Origin of the sequence: Rickettsia australis str. Phillips (assembly GCF_000273745.1) — a bacterium.
Lineage (GTDB): Bacteria > Pseudomonadota > Alphaproteobacteria > Rickettsiales > Rickettsiaceae > Rickettsia > Rickettsia australis.
On sequence record NZ_AKVZ01000032.1, the window covers coordinates 26,188 to 43,719 of the forward strand.

Consider the following 17,532-nt stretch of genomic DNA (forward strand, 5'->3'; position numbering starts at 1 on the left):
TGACTTAATTATTAATTGTTGTTAACGTTTTATAGATGATGGAAACACACATAAAAGGTTATTGTGAGTAAAATTACAAATAAAGAATATCCACAAAAAGAAAAAATAACTGATCATCAAGCACTTAATGATATAAAAGCTATTCTTGCTCAAATTACCGCTACTAATAATCCTGCAGAGTTAAGTAGATTAGTAAGTACAGCTCGCAATATTAAATCTGATAGTTCTTTTGTTAGTGATATAGCAAAAAAAGTAGAGGCTATAGCATTAAAAAAGCAAGAACTAGCAGAAAGCCAGCTTAATTCTAACATTACGCAAAAAGAGCTAGAACAGTTAGAAAAACAAAGAGAGCGGGCAGAAGCAATAATACAATATAAAATGGAAGCTGCAAGACAAATTCAAGAACTTAATGCTATTCATGATAGATTTAAGAGCAAATTAGAAGAATATAAAAAATTATCTCCTCCTATAGAAACAATGGTTAAAATAAATGAAAAGGGGGAAGAGATAATTGATGAACAGGCGATTAATAAAAATATTTTAACTAAAGAAGAAATAGAAGAGCGTAGACAAAAATTTGCAGAACTTCAAGAGAAACAAGAAGAAGTAAATATAATACTTAAAAAAACTAATGAAGAAAAAGAGATTATAGAAAAAGAGATTAATGATTTAACTAAGAAATTAAAAGATAAAAATTTATTACCTGAACAAATTCAAGAATTAGAAGAGAATGTAAAAGTAAAGAAAGAAAATCTAGCAATTAAAAACACTGTAGTAAAAGAAGCTAGAAAAGTTCAAAAGCACGTTCAAGAAGAAATAGAAAGTGTTAAGATATTTCATCAAGAAAACCAAGAAAAAATAAGTAAGCTTGGAGACGCTATAGAGAAATCTAAAAAATACTCTAGGTCCTAACAAACATCAAGAATTTAAACAGAAGCATTCTTTACTCAATAACCAACAGGAAGCAATAGTCAATAATAAAAATTTAAGCAGTGAAGATCAAGATATACGTAAAAATATATGTAGTAAAATTAATACTCAACGTAAAGCAAAGAGAATAAAAGATTCTTTAAATAACCCAATAGCTACCACAAAAAATTACCAAGTTGAGCAAAGTAATCAAGTTCAACAAAAAAACAAAATAACGTGTGGATAAGATAAAATTTAACAAATAAAATATAGGAGAAAATATGAGTAAACAAAGTAATGATATGGATACATTAGCAGCATTACAAAGAATTAAAGCTAGAACAACCACTTTGTCAAAGGACATAAAATCTCAACCTGTGACAAGTATGGTAACTACCGGAACACCACATTTAACAGTCGATCAGACTTTTAATCAAATGCATAATGATTATGAAGCTCAGCAAACAAAACTTGCAGGCAAAGGTGCTAAAAAAGTCGGATGTGAAATAATATAACATTCTAAGAGCTGTAACTATATGCAGCTCGTGTATCATTTTGAATTAAGCAGGAGAGACCTATTGCCTGTATTTATCCTGACAATTTAAAGCTAATATCACTTGGGAATATTACATTAATTTGCTCAAGCTTTAAATCTTCTAAGGATATTTGCATTGATTTTGTGATACTCGGTGTATTTGTATATTTAATTTCAAAACCTAAACGTTTGCTATTTTTAAAAATTAAAAGATCTATTTCTGTTCCGTTATGAGATGACCAAAAATAGCATTTCTCAGCCTCAGCTTTATAGTATCTAATAATTTGTTCTAAAACAAATCCCTACCATGATGCACCGATTTTAGGATTAGTATTTAATGCTTCATAACTATGTAACCCTAATAAAGTGTGATATATTCCGCTATCTCTAAAAAAATTTTAGGAGTTTTAACCTAACCTGTCTTTTCTTAAGATTTTCATATCAAGGATGCAAAACACGGATCATAAAAGTTCCTTCTAAAATATCTAAATAATGCTTTGCGGTATGATATGAGATAGATAAAGAATTTCCAAGTTCTGAAGCATTAAATATATTAGCGTGATCATGGCAAAGCATTAACCAAAACATACGTAACTGCATAGACGGTATTGTGTAAAAACCTAAATTTGGTATATCTCTTTCTAAAAATGTTTTAATATAATTTTGCGCCATAAAGTACTTAACTCTTCATCATCTACAAGATATGATAAAGGAAATCCGCTGCATACCCATAATTTTTGAGTGCCTGACACTTCAGATAAGGCAAAAACGGGGTCATTTCAATATAGCCTACCCCAAGCCAGCGTTTCAGAACCTTGTTTAATTAAGTCTCTTGATGCGCTGACTTAGTACTAAAATTTAATATCAGTTGATCAACAAGAACTCTTAAAATAGGAAATAGATTAGGTTTATACTGAATTTCATCGATAATCACAAACCCTTTTAGATCAGATAAAGCAAGCATCGGTTCATTTAATCTTGCTAAATCTAAAGGATTTTCAAGGTCAAAAATATTGATTTTAGAAATATTATAAGCTTCTGCGAATTATTTAGAAAGGGTAGTTTTTCCGCACTGTCTTGGCCCTAACAAAGCACAAACTTTATGAGTTTTAAAATGTTTTATTATTGATGAAAGGAATTGTTTTCTAAGCATTGAAACTAGTATACTCCGAAGTAAAATGAAGAATCAGTAGACGACGGTCAATTTCAAAAAGAGTAATCAGTTCACAAGGCGAGGAGCGGAGCATATACTTAAATTCAGCACCGCAGATCTCGTAGAACGACGTAGCCAATTTTTGAACTTCACCAAGTATACCATGAAAATTAGAAGTTAAGCTTCTAATTCTCAGTAGAAAAAGAAAAAGTGATAAAGTCAAAAAGCTTTTTCTCGTTCTGCAACTATAATAGCATGTATTTTTTTAAGCGTCTGGCCGAAATCATCGTTAGTAATCACATAATCGTACTCATTAGCATGTGACATTTCGTTTTGTGCCGACTGCATACGTAATTTTATTGCTTCTTCATTATCGGTCGCTCTCTTCCTTAAGCGTTGTTCCAGTATTTCAATACTAGGAGGCAATATAAATATAGCAACAACATTAGTAGCATTTTTCTTAATGCTCTTTGTTCCTTGCCAATCAATATCAAACAAAACGTCCAAGCCTTGATTTAATAACATTTCGACATATTCTTTAGGCGTACCGTAATAATTATCGTATATTTTAGCATATTCAAGAAATTTATTCTGATTAACTAATTCTTTAAATTCTAGACTGGTCTTAAAGTAATAGTTTATGCCCTCTACTTCTCCTAAACGTGGTTTTCTTGTAGTTGCCGAAATAGATAAACGCAAATTATTATCTATTTTCAATAATGCTTTAGCTAAACTTGACTTACCCGTACCTGAAGGGGAAGATAAAATTATAATCAGTCCTTTATTTTTTATTGTCATATTTTATGTTTTATTCCGTAGGTATAGCATATTCCAGAAAGATTCAGACAAGATGAATTTAAATGCAAGCCTGCAAAAGCAGTAGATAAACTACGTGAGTACAGGTGAATCATGTAAAATTCGCTTGCATCAAGCTTTATGAATTATGCGGTACTTTTCTTTTTATTACCTCATCCATAGTACAATTAAAATATTTTGCTATTTTTAAAATAGTATCTATTTCAGGATTGAATTCACGATTAGCTTCCGCTCTCATAATTCTGCTAACAGTTGTATAAGGGATATTAGTGACTTCAGAAAGATATTTACGATTTATTTTTTCTTGTTTTAATTTTTCTTCTAAAAATTCTTTTACCTTAGTAGCAAGTGCCATATTAATAACCTCTGAATAAATAAAGGATAGATATATACAAAGTTTGTCGAGTATTACCAGCCTTGTTAGATGGATACCACCCCATCATTGCGAACAGTCGTAGACTGCGTGGCAATCTCATCAAATATTCTGAGATTGCTTCGTCAATTATTTCGTAATTTCCTAGAAATGACGGAAAAACTGACCTATACAACAATGCCTTCTGCATAGCCGGAGCCGTACAACAAAAACGAGTATTATCACCTGATATTATAATTGCTAATTAAAAACATTTAAGCAGCCCTAGTAATTCTTCTTGGCTGATTGCAAGATACAAATCTATCATCAATTTTAGAGCTTCTTGCTTTGACTGCAATAAAAACAATTTCTTTATTACGTAACTATCTATTTCCCCGACATAGTAACGTTTTCTATGATGCAGTATTTGATAAAATTTTAATTTATAGATTATTATATAAATATATTCGGCAATAATGCCAAAATAACCCTTTTTCATTATTCCTTAGGTAACAATACTTGCACAAATTCCGTTTTAGATAGATCAGCTGCTACATTTACCATAACATCATGTTCTGTAACTTTAGACACATAACCCACTAAAATACCTGCAGGATAAATATTACCGTGTCCGGAGGTTACTATCTCCTCATTTTTTTGTACTAAATGATTGTTAGGCAAGTATAAAATTTTACTATTATTATTATTACCTGCTAAAATACCTTGTTCTCTTGAAGAATTAGCTTTAATAGGTATTCTAGAATTAATATCGCTAATTAACATTACTTTAGCATAATTATTACTCACTTCTATTACTTTTCCTATTAATTTTCCTGAATTAACAACGATTTGATCAGGTTCAATGCCTTGCTTTTTACCTGCAGAAATCAAAGCAGTTCTAGAAAAGGGATTAAAGGAAACACTAAGTAATTTAGTAGTAATGTATTCAAATTCTTCTTCCTCAGCAATCGTTAACAAATCTTTTAATGCAATATTTTCAGCTCTTACTGATTCTACTTCACTTTGCAAATGTTGTAATCTTGCTATTTCAAGTTTAAGTTCTATATTTTGTCGTTCTAAATCTTGAAAATAAACAAATTTTTGTGTTATTGAATTTATATATCCAAATATATCTTCATAAACTGCTAAACCGGTTGATACTATACTACCGGTTACTTCAAGTGATATACTAGATATTTTTTTAGGCGTAGTAAAAAATAAATATACAGACAATCCAAGCCCAAATATAACAAAAAAACGCTTAAGAGTATTTGATATTATTCTTATTAATTCTAATGAATTTGAAGAATTTTTTACTCTATTTGCAAGTATTGCCATTGTTAATCCTGTTTAAATAGTACATGTTTTAGCTTTGTAAAATCTTCGAGTACTTTTCCTGTTCCAAGTGCCACACAAGAGAGGGCATCATCTGCAACTATCACAGGCAATTTAGTGGCTTCACTAAGAACAAAATCAAGATTTCGTAATAATGAGCCGCCGCCTGTTAACACAATTCCCTTATCAACTATATCTGAAGATAATTCAGGAGGCGTTGCTTCTAATGCTACTTTTACCGCTTCAACAATTTGACTTACCGGTTCAATTAGACTATCAGCAATTTGTCTTTCGTTCAATATCATTTCTTTAGGAATACCGTAAATTAAATCACGTCCTCTAATTTCCATTTTTCTTGGTTCAGCGTTTTCATCTACATAAGCCGTACCTATTTCTTGCTTTATCTTTTCGGCAGTAGCCTCACCTATCAATAGGTTATAGTGCCTTCTTATATATGAGATAATAGATTCATCCATCTTATCACCGCCGACTCTTACCGACCTTGCATATACTATGCCCCCTAGTGATAAAACTGCAACTTCGGTAGTTCCTCCTCCAATATCAACAATCATAGAACCGGTCGCTTCCGTTACGGGTAGACCTGCACCAATCGCTGCCGCCATAGGTTCTTCAATTAAATAAACATCCCTACCCCCTGCACTTTCTGCTGCTTCTTGAATAGCACGACGCTCAACCGGCGTAGAACCGGAAGGCACACAAATAACAATTGTCGGACCAAAAAAAGAGCGACGATTATGCACCATTCTAATAAAATACTTTATCATTTCCTCTGCACCCTTAAAATCGGCAATAACACCGTCTTTTAAAGGTCTTTTTGCTTCAATATCCGTAGGAGTACGCCCAAGCATCATTTTTGCTTCATGACCATAAGCATAAGGCACAAAAGCACCGTCTTTTTTTATTAACGCAATAACAGAAGGTTCCCTTAAAACAATTCCACGACTTTTTTGATAGACAATAGTATTTGCCGTACCAAGATCGATGGCCATACCGGAAAAAAAACCTTCCAAAAATTTCATTATCATTTTATTTTTTCTCTCTAAATTCTAAAAACGCTTCTATGAAACTGTTAATAAAATAAACAATCCCATAGTAAATAAAAATTTAATTATAGACGAAGTTTAATTTGGAAAAGAGCAAGAAGCCTCAGAATTTTTGGCCGCACCGTAGGATACTACGTGAAGATCAAAAATGAGAAGTGACGCAGCTAATTTTTCAAATTAAACGAGTATATATTAAATTTCCTTATAATGTAAAATAATAAAGTTACTAATAAAAAATATTAGCATACTAGGCAATAAAATAGCAGCAATTAAAGACAAATTATTATAAGTAAGTATTTTTAATAAAATTTCTGATAACGAATATGCTATAAAACCTAAAAATAAACCTAATATCAGTACTTTTTCTTGGGAATTATCACGCTGTTTAAGACTAATAAAACAACTTGCTAAAATTACGGTTACTATCATCATTATAGGCTTAAATAATTGCTTATAATAATAAATTTGATAATTAATAGCCGGTAAACCTGAATTTAATAATTCATTAATTAATTTAGGTAAAGCCCAAATAGAAACCATTTCCGGACGAATAAATTTATTTACTAAACTATTCATTGATAAATTTGTCTGTATAGTTAAATTATTGTAAGACTTAGTTTCCTCTTTTGTAAAAACCTTAACTCTATTTAAATGTAACATTTTATTTTCAATAATACCGTATAATGCATCAATTCTCTTTAAAAAAGAATTATTACTATCAACAAATAAAATTGTAATATTATTTAATTTTTTCTCGGCAACATTAATAAATTGTGTTTGGATAATTTGATTTTCATCATTTAAAGATTCAAAAAATAATAAACCTGATTTAGATATTATACCATCACTCAAGGATTTTTTAGTTAGTTTTGCTTCTAATAACTCATATTTTTGTAAGCCTATAGTACCGATAGGATTCAATATCGTCGTAAAAACTATACCTAAAATTAAAGTAACAATACATGGAATAACAAGTACTTGCCAAATATGAATACCGCTAGATAACATAGCTGTTAATTCATTATTTTTTGTTAGATTGCTAAGAAAAAATAACATAGCGGTAAAACTGATTAATGAAGATACTTGACCTAGTAAATAAGGAATCTTATATAAAATAAGTCTCCAAAAAAAACTAAAAGGAACATAAATATTTTTGAATTTTTGCAAAAGATCAAAAATATTTGAGATAATTAATAGCCCGATTAAAAGAAATAATATAACAAGGAAACACTTAGAATATAATTTAGTAAGATACCAAGACAGTGTTTTTAGATTAACCATTATAAATTCAGTGCTAATACGAATTTAAATAAGAATTTGTGTGGTAGGGCTGGTAGGACTTGAACCTACGACCACACCGTTATGAGCGGTGTGCTCTAACCAACTGAGCTACAGCCCCTTTTTACTTGAAATTTATATAATTATTATGTAGTTAAGTCTAGTAAAATTTTTATATTTTTGAGGTATTATCTAAAAAACAGGGCAATGTGGATCAGTTTTTTTGTCATTGCGAGGAAATTACAAAGTAACTGTATGTACACAACTGCTATTATTTCATGAGATTGCCACGCAGCCTAGCTGCTTGCAATGACGATTTGGTATCCACTTATAAATAAAAAAAGCCGAGTAGTAAACTCGACCTTTTAGGATACTATAATCAGTAAACAATTTTAGTGATGTATAACTGTTACAGCTCTACGATTATAAGCAAAAGCTTCTTCAGTATTACCCGTCATAGCAGGTCTATCTTTACCATAAGAGATTGTATTTAATCTGCTATGGTCGATTCCTTTATGAGCTAAGAATTTTTTCGCTGCTTCTGCTCTTCTTTCACCTAAACCTAAGTTATATTCTCTGGTACCTCTGTCATCGCAATGTCCTTCAACAGTAGCTTTTACTTCAGGATGCTTTGATAACCAGCAAGCTTGTCTTTCTAGTTCTTCTTTAGCTTTTGGAGATAAAGAAGAACTATCAAAAGCAAACCATACAGCATTACCTGCATGCTTCTCGAAATCTTTCATTAATGATGTTTCTTCACCTTGATTCATCATACCATCCATTTGTGGGGTTCTTTTTGTTGTATTACATCCTGCAAGCACAAATAATGCAAGAAAAGCTAATGTAATTTTTGTTTTCATAATTAAACTCCTTGAGATTATAATTTATTAATATTGAATCATTTTAGCTAGTTATAAAACTAACTAACCAAAAGCTATGTGAGTTAGTTATATATCATTATTTTATTAGTTTAAAGGCTAAAATGTTATAAAATGCCATTACTCATGAATAAATGTGGTAAAAATATCATTTTTATAATACGAGTAGATACTTTGAATAAATAGATAAATGAAGTTTAATGTAGAAAAGAGGAATCGATTTTGAAGCTTATAACCGGCAGCGTATATATAAATATATAGTGAGGATCAAGAAATATTAAACAACGATGACAATTTTTGAAATAAAACGAGTATATTCACCATCTAATTAATGCACTGCCCCAAGTTAAACCTGCACCGATAGCTGAAAATAGTAGAATATCACCTTTTTTTATTTTGCCTGATGCTTTAAGAGTACTCAAAGCAAGCGGAATAGAAGCAGCAGAGCAGTTAGCATGTTTTTCTACGGTTTTCACTACTTTATGCTCTTCTATATTTAATAGTTCAGTGAGTTTATTTATAATACGGATATTTGCTTGATGAGGTATAAAATAATCAATACCGCTTACACTGAATTGATTAGCATGCAGTAAATCTTCTATAGATTGTTGCATTTTTTCTATTGCATAACGAAATAATTTTTGACCCTGCATCATTATTTTCCCGCTAGTACCGTTCATGCTTACACCACCGCTTGTGTATAATATTTCATAATCAGCCCCGCTTGAAAAGATATTACTATCTATTAATCCGGAATCATCACTACTACGCTGTAATATTACGCTACCTGCTCCATCACCGAATAAAACACAAGTAGACCGGTCATTCCAATCTAACAGCGAGGTCATTTTCTCGGCTCCTATAAGCAAAATAGTTTTATATTTACTGGACGCAATAAGAGAATTCGCTACTTGTAAACCATAAACAAAGCCGGCACATACTGCTTGTAAATCAAAAGACGGTATATTAGTTAAACCAAGATAGCCCTGTAGTTTAGTAGCAACAGAAGGAAAACTATTATCGGAAGTAGTAGTACATGTAATAATTAAATCAATATCATTTGCCGACATCCTCGCATCTGCTATAGCTTTTTTAGCTGATTTTAAAGCAAGATGGGAAGTATATTCATTATCGTCTGCTATATGACGCTGTGAGATGCCGCTTCTTGTTCTAATCCATTCATCGCTAGTCTCTACAAATTTTGCAAGCTCGTCATTACTAACTATTTTTGAAGGAAGATACCCGCCGCAACCAATAATTTTACAGGTCATAAAATCTTTAGGCTACTTCTTCTTCAGTTTCAATTCTCTTTGTTACTACTTGACGATTGTTATAAGTACCGTCGACTAAAGAAACGTGATGCGAAAGTTTATATTCACCGGTTTGCGAGTCAACTATTACGTTAACTTTGCCAAGTGCTAAATGCGAACGTCTCATATTACGTCTTGATTTTGATGTTTTCTTCTTTGGAACTGCCATTATTAGCCTCTCTAAATATAAATTAAAAAGTATTTGTCAAATTAGTGAAGCAGTATATTATAATCTTGTAATAAAATCTAGATAAAATTAAACTTATGAAAATTTTTATAACATACATTTTTATATTAGCCTTTTTTTCCTTAAGCAGCTGCAAAACTATCGAAAATAGAGGACAATCCATAGATGATGCGGCACTTGTAAAATTAGAGTCTAAAAAACTAAATAAAACAGAAGTCGTAGAGTTAATAGGTACACCTACTATGGTACCGGAATATTCCCAAAATACCTGGTATTATGTTGAAAGAGTTATGTCTCAAAGAGCTTGGCTCAATCCAAAAATTGAAAAGCAGAAGATAGTAAAAATTACGTTTGATGCTAATAATTTTATGCAGGAAGTAGTAGTAATAGATGATTTTCATAGACAAGATATAGAAACAGTACGTGAATATACTAGGACATATGGAACGGAACTTAACGGATTACAAAAATTTGTTAAAAATTTAGGGAGATTCAATAAAACTACTGACGGAAATAAAAACAAAAGCAAGAATAAGAAGAAGAGATAAGTAACTTAGTCACCATTGCTTACTATGTCATTCCTGCGAAAGCAAGAATCCATAATAAATCATTATGATAATACTTGATAAATCTATAAAAATAAGTTTTTATAGGTTTTACTGGATTCCCGCCTACGTGGGAATGACATCATTACAAAACAAAAACTAATCTAATATGATTTCGATATTTAGCAAATTAAAACAAAGTTTATCTAAAACTTCTAATAAAATATCGGAAGGTATCGACAAAATATTTTACAAGAAAAAATTAGATACAGAAACTTTAGAAAAGCTTGAAGAACTACTTATTGCAAGTGATATGAGCGTTTCGGTAGTAACTAATATTATTGAAGAGTTTAAAAAGGTAAAATTTGACAAAGAAATAGATAGTGATACAGTAAAAGAAGCCCTAGCTGAATTAATAGCGCAGCAGCTATCAAAATCAGAAATTCCTTTTACACTAAACGCAAATAAATTAAACGTAATTTTAGTTTGCGGTGTTAATGGAGCAGGCAAAACCACCACTATAGGTAAGCTTGCTGCCATGTACTCAGCACAAGGGAAAAAAGTAGCGGTTGCGGCCTGTGATACTTTTAGAGCAGCTGCCGTGAATCAGCTCAGCAGTTGGGTAGATAGAGCAAATGCACTACTTATTACCGGTGAAGAATCGGCTGACCCTGCGAGTGTTGCTTACCATGCTATGGAAGAGTCGATAAAACAAAATATCGATATGCTTTTTATTGACACGGCAGGTAGGCTTCATAATAAGAAAAATTTGATGGATGAACTATCTAAGATTGTAAAAGTTATAAAAAAACTAGACGGGCATGCTCCTACTCATAGCATTTTAATAATTGATGCTATTACAGGACAAAATACTTATAACCAAATCGAGCATTTTAACAATGCTACTAATTTAACAGGTCTCATCGTGACTAAACTCGACGGTAGTGCTAAAGCCGGAGTGCTTGTCGGAGTGGTACAGAAATTTAATCTACCTGTATACTTTATCGGTATAGGCGAGAAGATAGAAGACTTAAAAATATTCCACCGACATGATTTTGCTAAAAGTCTAGTAGGGTTATGAGGTTGTGCTACGTGGGTACCAAACCGTCATTGCGAGCAGCCTCGTAGGGGCTGCACAGCAATCCCATACAAGTTATAATAAACCCCTGAGATTGCTTCCGTCAATTATTTCATAATTTCCTTGCAATGACGGAAAGACGAACCACGCAGGCAATATCCACTTGCAATGACGATAGAATTAAAAATAAAATCACGAAATGACTCAAAAAAATACTTTATTGCTCATAGACGGATACGGATTTGTTTTTAGAGCCTATTATGCACAACAACCTTTAACTTCGCCGCAAGGTGAGCCTGTCGGTGCCCTTTACGGCTTCACTTCAATGCTCCTAAAATTGCTGAGCGACTTTAAGCCTAAACATGTCGCTGTAGTATTTGACAGCGGCGGGAACAATTTCCGCCATCATATTTATCCTGAATATAAAGCTAACCGCCCGCCTCCACCTGAGGATTTAGTCGTACAATTACCATTAGTTCGGGATGTCGCTAGTAACTTAAACTTGCCTATTCTAGAGAAAAACGGCTATGAAGCCGATGACATTATTGCAACCTTTGCCGCTAAAACAGCTGCACTCGGCGAAGATGTAGTGGTCATCTCTTCCGATAAAGATTTATTACAGTTAATGAGTGAGAACATCAAAATATATGATCCTCTAAAAGGAAAATATATTACAGAGGATGATGTTGTTAAAAAATTCGGTACTACTTCGGATAAATTACGTGAAGTGATGGCTTTAATAGGCGATAGATCGGATAATATTCCAGGCGTACCGTCCATTGGACCAAAAACGGCAAGTAGTCTTATAACACAATTTGGTTCTGTAGCGAATATATTTAACTCTTTAGACCAAGTCTCAAGCGTAAAACAACGTGAAACTTTACAAAATTCTAAGGCAGCTGCGTTAATTTCATGGCAGTTAATCGGACTTGATTCTAACATTGATTTAGATTTTCAGCTGAATAATTTAGAATGGTCACCTCCAAATAGTGATAAATTAACAGAATTTTTACAGAAATACGGTTTTAAATCTTTATATAAAAGAGCAGAAAATTTATTTGATATTAAAATTAATGATCACAAAGAGATAATAGATAATAAAGTAACTGAAGAAAAAGAAATCAATAATACCGGTGAACTTGCGAATTTTGCTAAAGAAGCTGAGAAAATAGGAATATTCGGGATATATTTATTGCAGCATAAAGGAGATAATCTTGCTTTTATTTTATCACTGCAAAACCAAAGCTATGTTATTAAAATACCTAATACTTCTAATGATTTATTTTCTTATAATACTAAAAATAATAACGACTGGTTTTCATATATAATCTTTAATTTACTAACCGATAAATCCATAAAAAAAATTACCTACTCTCTTAAACCTCTGCTTAAATTTTATGCAAACCAATCTCATAAAATTACGGCTATAGAGGATTTAGAACTAATGCAATATGCGTTATCTGCCGGTTTATCACAGAAAAATTTATTTGAAGAAGCTTTAAAAGAGGACAATATAATCAATGAATCAGCAAGAATAGTAGCAAATTTTATCTCACTTTATAAGCAAACTATATTAGAACTTAAAGATAATAAAGCCTTTAGACTGTATAGCGACATTGATTTGCCTATTTGTTTTATCTTAGATAAAATGGAGAAAACAGGTATAAAAGTAGATGCAAATTATCTCAATCAGTTATCTGCTGAGTTTGGAGCAGAAATAGCTATACTTGAAGAAGAAATTTTTGCTCTTAGTGGAACTAAATTTAATATCGGCTCACCAAAACAACTAGGTGAGATTTTATTTGAAAAAATGCAATTACCTTTTGGTAAAACTGCGGCTAAAGCAAGCTCTTACTCAACAAGTGCTGAAATACTCGAAAAACTTAGTGAACATGGATATAATATTGCAGATTTATTATTAAGATGGCGGCAACTTATAAAATTCAAGAATACCTACACCGATAGTTTGCCAAAACAGATAGATAATATAACGAGGCGAGTACATACGACATTTTTACAAACTTCTACCACTACAGGAAGACTTAGCTCACAAGAACCTAATCTGCAAAACGTACCTATTCGCTCTAGTGAGGGGAATAAAATCAGACAAGCTTTTATTGCTGAAAAAGGCTATAAATTAATATCTGCAGATTATTCTCAAATTGAGCTTAGAATATTAAGCCATATCGCAAATATAGATACATTAAAACAAGCATTTATTAATAAAGACGATATCCATACTCAAACGGCCTGTCAAATCTTTAACTTGCAAAAACATGAACTCACTAGCGAACATAGACGTAAAGCAAAAGCTATAAATTTTGGTATTATTTACGGTATAAGTGCTTTTGGGCTTGCTAAGCAATTAAACGTTAGTAACAGCGAAGCATCCGAATATATCAAGAAATATTTTGCCGAATATAAAGGAGTACAAGAATATATGGAGCAAACAAAAGCTTTTGCAAGTAGCAACGGCTATGTCATAAATTTCTTTGGCAGAAAATGTTTTGTACCTCTAATTCATGATAAAAAGCTTAAACAATTTGCAGAACGTGCAGCTATTAATGCTCCTATTCAAGGAACTAATGCCGATATAATTAAAATTGCTATGATCAATCTAGATCAAGAAATAGAAAAAAATAAGCTTAAAACCAGATTAGTACTGCAAATTCATGATGAATTATTATTTGAAGCGCCGGAGGATGAAGTAGAACTCGTAACGCCTATTATCAAAAAAATCATGGAAAACTCTACTAATATGAATGTACCGATTATAACCGAAATTAGATCAGGTAATAACTGGATGGAAATTCATTGAATTATATAAAACTGTGTCAAGACTTGTTGGCATTGTTGCATCGATACTCTAGCAGTCATTGCGAGGAGCGAAGCGACGTGGCAATCCAGAAAAATAATTAAAAAATTCTGTAAATCAGAATTTTTTACTGGATTGCTTCGTCGAATTACTACGTAATTCTTCTCACAATGACGGAAAACCGGTCCACGCAACAACACCGCTTTTAGCTAGGAATGACATCAAAATCATCAAGTACACTAAAATTTGATAAAAAATGATTTGATGAACTATAAAGGTTATTTAGGATCAGTACATTTTAATGCTTACGAAGAACTATTTTTCGGTAAAGTAGAATTTATAAAAGATTTGATAAGCTATGAAGTATCCAACGCTAAAATTTTAATAAAGTCATTTCAAGAAGCTATAGATAGTTATCTAGAAGATTGTAATATAGTCGGTAAAATACCCGATAAACCTTTTAAAGGTAGTGTTAATGTAAGAATTGAGCCTGAACTACATAAAGAAGTCAGCTTATATGCGATGTGCAACACGGCTATACTTTAAACAGTATAGTTAAAAAAGCTTTAAACGAATTTATAAAATATAATAGGTTGTTTGCATCAATTATTTAAAAAAGGAGCGTAATGTATGAAAAATTTTATCTTCACATCTGAATCAGTTTCTGAAGGACATCCGGACAAAATTGCCGATCAAATTTCAGATACAGTACTTGATGAAATTCTAAAGCATGACCCTAGTGGTCGTGTTGCCTGTGAAACATTTGTAACAACCGGTCTAGTTCTAGTGGGTGGCGAAATTACTACTAGTACCTATGTGGATATTGAGCAAATAGTACGTAGCAAGATACAAGAAATCGGCTATAATAATCCAAATTATGGATTTGACGGTAGCTGTTGTGCCGTAATTTCATCCATTATTAAACAATCGCCCGATATAGCTATGGGTGTTGACAATGCAAATGACGATGCAATAGGTGCAGGAGACCAAGGTATGGTTTTCGGTTATGCCTGTAATGAAACAGATAGCTTAATGCCTGCACCAATTTACTACGCTCATCTTTTAATGAGAAGACAAGCATATTTACGTAAACAAAATGTCTTGCCCTGGCTTAGACCTGATGCAAAATCACAAATCACGTTACAATATGAAAATAACAAACCTGTTGCCATTGATGCAGTAGTTTTATCAACTCAGCATCATCCGGAAATACAACAAAAAGATCTTATTGAAGCAGTAATAGAAGAAATCATTAAACCTACCTTACCAAGCAGTTGGCTCAATAAAGATACTAAATACTTAATTAACCCAACAGGTAGGTTTGTTATAGGCGGTCCTGTTGCCGATTGCGGTTTAACCGGTAGGAAAATTATCGTGGACAGCTATGGAGGCATGGCAAGACACGGGGGCGGTTGTTTTTCAGGCAAAGACCCAACCAAAATAGATAGGTCTGCTGCTTATATGGCCCGCTATATTGCTAAGAATATAGTAGGAGCAGGACTTGCCGATCGATGTGAGATACAAATATCTTATGCAATCGGTATTGCTGCTCCCGTATCTGTGTACGCTGAAACTTTCGGTACTAGCACATTAAGCAACGAACAAATTACTAAACTAATAACGCAACATTTTGATATGCGTCCTGGTAAAATTATTAAACATCTTAAACTTCACACTCCATGCTATCAAAAAACGGCTGCTTACGGTCATTTCGGCCGTGAAGACGCAGATTTTACATGGGAGCAATTAGATAAAGTAGATATATTGAAGTGAGTATACCCCAAAGTAAAATGAAGAGTTGGTATACGAAGATCCACTTGAAAAATAACAAGGGGTTTGTAAGCAGAGGAGCGGGGGGGGGACGTACAGAACATCCAAGGTCTTACAGAGACGACACAGCCAATTTTGCAAGTTCATCGAGTATAATTTATTGACATTTATTTATTCGTAATACATGATTATTTTTATCCTTGTTTAACTAATTAATTGCAAATATAGCTGAGAATATAAATAATGATAGAAAGTTCAGTAACTTAGAAAATTATGATAATGAACTTACAAATACTGCTCTAACAGAGCATAATCAAAATAAGCTGAGAGAGCATTATAAAAATATCACTTAAACCTTAAATAACATACGGGAATATGAGTATACAGCGAAAGCAACTCGGTACCGCGAAATGCTTGACGATGCCCGTACCTATATAAATCCACAAAAGATTATAACTTTAGGCTTAGCTCATTTTATAACGGCTAACGGTTATAAAGCCTTACTTGGAGCTTATAAGGCTCTAAATCCTGACGAAAATACAGATAAAAAATTAGACCATTTTATGAATAGCTTAGATGAGATTTATAAGCAATCCTTTTCAGCACGTCATTTAACTAGCTCAAACAAATTACCACCCGCAGAACAGTTAAAAAAATTTTTAGAAAAAACTACAGATGAAATATATGATAAACTGCAAAAAACCGGAGAAGCATATTTATCATATTCTAATGCTCCTACTAATACAGGATTACATGCAAATGTAATAAAATATTCTAAAGAGAAAACGGAAAAAATTATCATATTATATATAATGCCGGTGCTGGAGTAAGATCAGATAATTCAAAGCTAAATCAAACACCACAAGATCAATTAGCTAAAATAAATGAAACAATAGAAGCAAGAAGTCAAGCAAAATTCAGATCCATTAAGTATGAACTTAAAAATCAAACAGATAAAGAAGTAACAGATTTAATATATAAAGAAATAAAAGATAATATATTATTTATAAATGCACCAGAAGCAATAAAAGCTCATAATAACGAAATTTATAAGTTCAAATCAGAACAATTTATTAACCCAACAGCTGATTCAAGACGCACAGTTTTACTGGACAAACTTTAGGGAATTGTAGCAGCAGATCAATAAGAGAAGCTTTAAGAGACAATATACCAGATTCAGAATTTCGTGAGATACTTGATTTTATTACACAAAATCAAGTATTTCAAATACAACTCACCAAAATCAATTCCAAAAAGATATTGACAATTCAGCTACTAATCATTTTGATGCTTTTTTTATAATGAAGGGCATACAACCAAACACGAAGGAAAAGTTATTTAATAACGTTGCTGAAGAATCTAATTTAAAGTATGTCAAGATTGGTCTAGTAGATTTTTTCCCTACTGTGTTTCCCTATAAGGATACTGATTTACTATTACCGAGGATCTTTTAAAGCCTGTCATAAACCATATTCACACTTGTTTTGAAGCACACGAAATAGCTCCC

The 17,532-nt window shown here is 32.2% G+C and carries 16 protein-coding genes, 1 tRNA gene and 3 pseudogenes; 9 read left to right on the forward strand and 11 right to left on the reverse strand.

Annotation, left to right across the window (positions count from 1 at the left end):
* The first annotated feature begins 63 nt into the window (after positions 1 to 63).
* Positions 64 to 912, forward strand: coding sequence for a coiled-coil domain-containing protein (locus tag A452_RS08595; RefSeq protein ID WP_238533857.1), 849 nt, complete (start codon positions 64 to 66; stop codon positions 910 to 912).
* A gap of 278 nt (positions 913 to 1,190) precedes the next feature.
* Positions 1,191 to 1,424: a hypothetical protein gene (locus A452_RS0105760; protein WP_014412306.1), complete on the forward strand. Its 234-nt coding sequence runs from the start codon at positions 1,191 to 1,193 to the stop codon at positions 1,422 to 1,424.
* 73 nt (positions 1,425 to 1,497) lie between these two features.
* Here A452_RS0105760 and A452_RS08600 read toward each other — a convergent pair.
* The 11 genes and pseudogenes from A452_RS08600 to rpmF form a co-directional block, all read right to left on the reverse strand.
* A pseudogene (locus tag A452_RS08600) lies at positions 1,498 to 2,597 on the reverse strand (ATP-binding protein).
* 219 nt (positions 2,598 to 2,816) lie between these two features.
* Entirely contained in the window at positions 2,817 to 3,395 is a 579-nt protein-coding gene (gene gmk / locus A452_RS0105775; RefSeq protein WP_014412305.1) for a guanylate kinase, read from the reverse strand.
* A 136-nt stretch (positions 3,396 to 3,531) separates the two neighbouring features.
* Complete coding sequence (locus A452_RS0105780) at positions 3,532 to 3,768, reverse strand: helix-turn-helix transcriptional regulator (protein WP_012150060.1); 237 nt, start codon at positions 3,766 to 3,768, stop codon at positions 3,532 to 3,534.
* Positions 3,769 to 4,030: 262 nt separating this feature from the next.
* Positions 4,031 to 4,264, reverse strand: coding sequence for a hypothetical protein (locus A452_RS0105785; protein ID WP_014412304.1), 234 nt, complete (start codon positions 4,262 to 4,264; stop codon positions 4,031 to 4,033).
* The gene (gene mreC / locus A452_RS0105790) at positions 4,264 to 5,103 is read right to left on the reverse strand and encodes a rod shape-determining protein MreC (RefSeq protein ID WP_014412303.1); all 840 of its coding nucleotides are present in this window, start codon (positions 5,101 to 5,103) and stop codon (positions 4,264 to 4,266) included. The genes A452_RS0105785 and mreC overlap by 1 nt, the downstream gene beginning before the upstream one ends.
* A gap of 2 nt (positions 5,104 to 5,105) precedes the next feature.
* Positions 5,106 to 6,146 (reverse strand): rod shape-determining protein, encoded by a 1,041-nt coding sequence (locus A452_RS0105795; protein WP_014412302.1) that lies wholly within the window; start codon positions 6,144 to 6,146, stop codon positions 5,106 to 5,108.
* A 210-nt stretch (positions 6,147 to 6,356) separates the two neighbouring features.
* Positions 6,357 to 7,445 (reverse strand): LptF/LptG family permease, encoded by a 1,089-nt coding sequence (locus A452_RS0105800; RefSeq protein WP_014412301.1) that lies wholly within the window; start codon positions 7,443 to 7,445, stop codon positions 6,357 to 6,359.
* A gap of 41 nt (positions 7,446 to 7,486) precedes the next feature.
* A tRNA-Met gene (locus A452_RS0105805) sits at positions 7,487 to 7,563 on the reverse strand.
* Between the two features lie 271 nt (positions 7,564 to 7,834).
* Complete coding sequence (gene pal, locus A452_RS0105810) at positions 7,835 to 8,302, reverse strand: peptidoglycan-associated lipoprotein Pal (protein ID WP_014412300.1); 468 nt, start codon at positions 8,300 to 8,302, stop codon at positions 7,835 to 7,837.
* Positions 8,303 to 8,637: 335 nt separating this feature from the next.
* Entirely contained in the window at positions 8,638 to 9,591 is a 954-nt protein-coding gene (locus tag A452_RS0105815; protein ID WP_014412299.1) for a beta-ketoacyl-ACP synthase III, read from the reverse strand.
* 7 nt (positions 9,592 to 9,598) lie between these two features.
* Positions 9,599 to 9,799 carry a 50S ribosomal protein L32 gene (rpmF, locus tag A452_RS0105820; RefSeq protein ID WP_014412298.1) on the reverse strand — a complete coding sequence of 67 codons (201 nt, stop codon included), beginning with the start codon at positions 9,797 to 9,799 and terminating at the stop codon, positions 9,599 to 9,601.
* A 95-nt stretch (positions 9,800 to 9,894) separates the two neighbouring features.
* Between rpmF and A452_RS0105825 the strand changes: the two genes are divergently transcribed.
* The 7 genes and pseudogenes from A452_RS0105825 (at position 9,895) to A452_RS11215 (ending at position 16,855) form a co-directional block, all read left to right on the forward strand.
* Positions 9,895 to 10,365 (forward strand): outer membrane protein assembly factor BamE, encoded by a 471-nt coding sequence (locus tag A452_RS0105825; RefSeq protein ID WP_014412297.1) that lies wholly within the window; start codon positions 9,895 to 9,897, stop codon positions 10,363 to 10,365.
* A 166-nt stretch (positions 10,366 to 10,531) separates the two neighbouring features.
* A complete protein-coding gene (ftsY, locus tag A452_RS0105830) occupies positions 10,532 to 11,443 on the forward strand; it encodes a signal recognition particle-docking protein FtsY (protein ID WP_014412296.1) in 912 nt (303 codons plus the stop codon).
* 196 nt (positions 11,444 to 11,639) lie between these two features.
* Positions 11,640 to 14,258 carry a DNA polymerase I gene (gene polA / locus A452_RS0105835; protein WP_014412295.1) on the forward strand — a complete coding sequence of 873 codons (2,619 nt, stop codon included), beginning with the start codon at positions 11,640 to 11,642 and terminating at the stop codon, positions 14,256 to 14,258.
* 243 nt (positions 14,259 to 14,501) lie between these two features.
* Positions 14,502 to 14,801 (forward strand): type II toxin-antitoxin system HicB family antitoxin, encoded by a 300-nt coding sequence (locus tag A452_RS0105840; RefSeq protein WP_017208650.1) that lies wholly within the window; start codon positions 14,502 to 14,504, stop codon positions 14,799 to 14,801.
* Positions 14,802 to 14,885: 84 nt separating this feature from the next.
* The gene (gene metK / locus A452_RS0105845) at positions 14,886 to 16,028 is read left to right on the forward strand and encodes a methionine adenosyltransferase (RefSeq protein ID WP_014412293.1); all 1,143 of its coding nucleotides are present in this window, start codon (positions 14,886 to 14,888) and stop codon (positions 16,026 to 16,028) included.
* A 221-nt stretch (positions 16,029 to 16,249) separates the two neighbouring features.
* Positions 16,250 to 16,522, forward strand: a pseudogene (locus A452_RS12865) (hypothetical protein); the annotation flags it as partial.
* A gap of 66 nt (positions 16,523 to 16,588) precedes the next feature.
* Positions 16,589 to 16,855, forward strand: a pseudogene (locus A452_RS11215) (hypothetical protein).
* Positions 16,856 to 17,532: the final 677 nt, after the last annotated feature.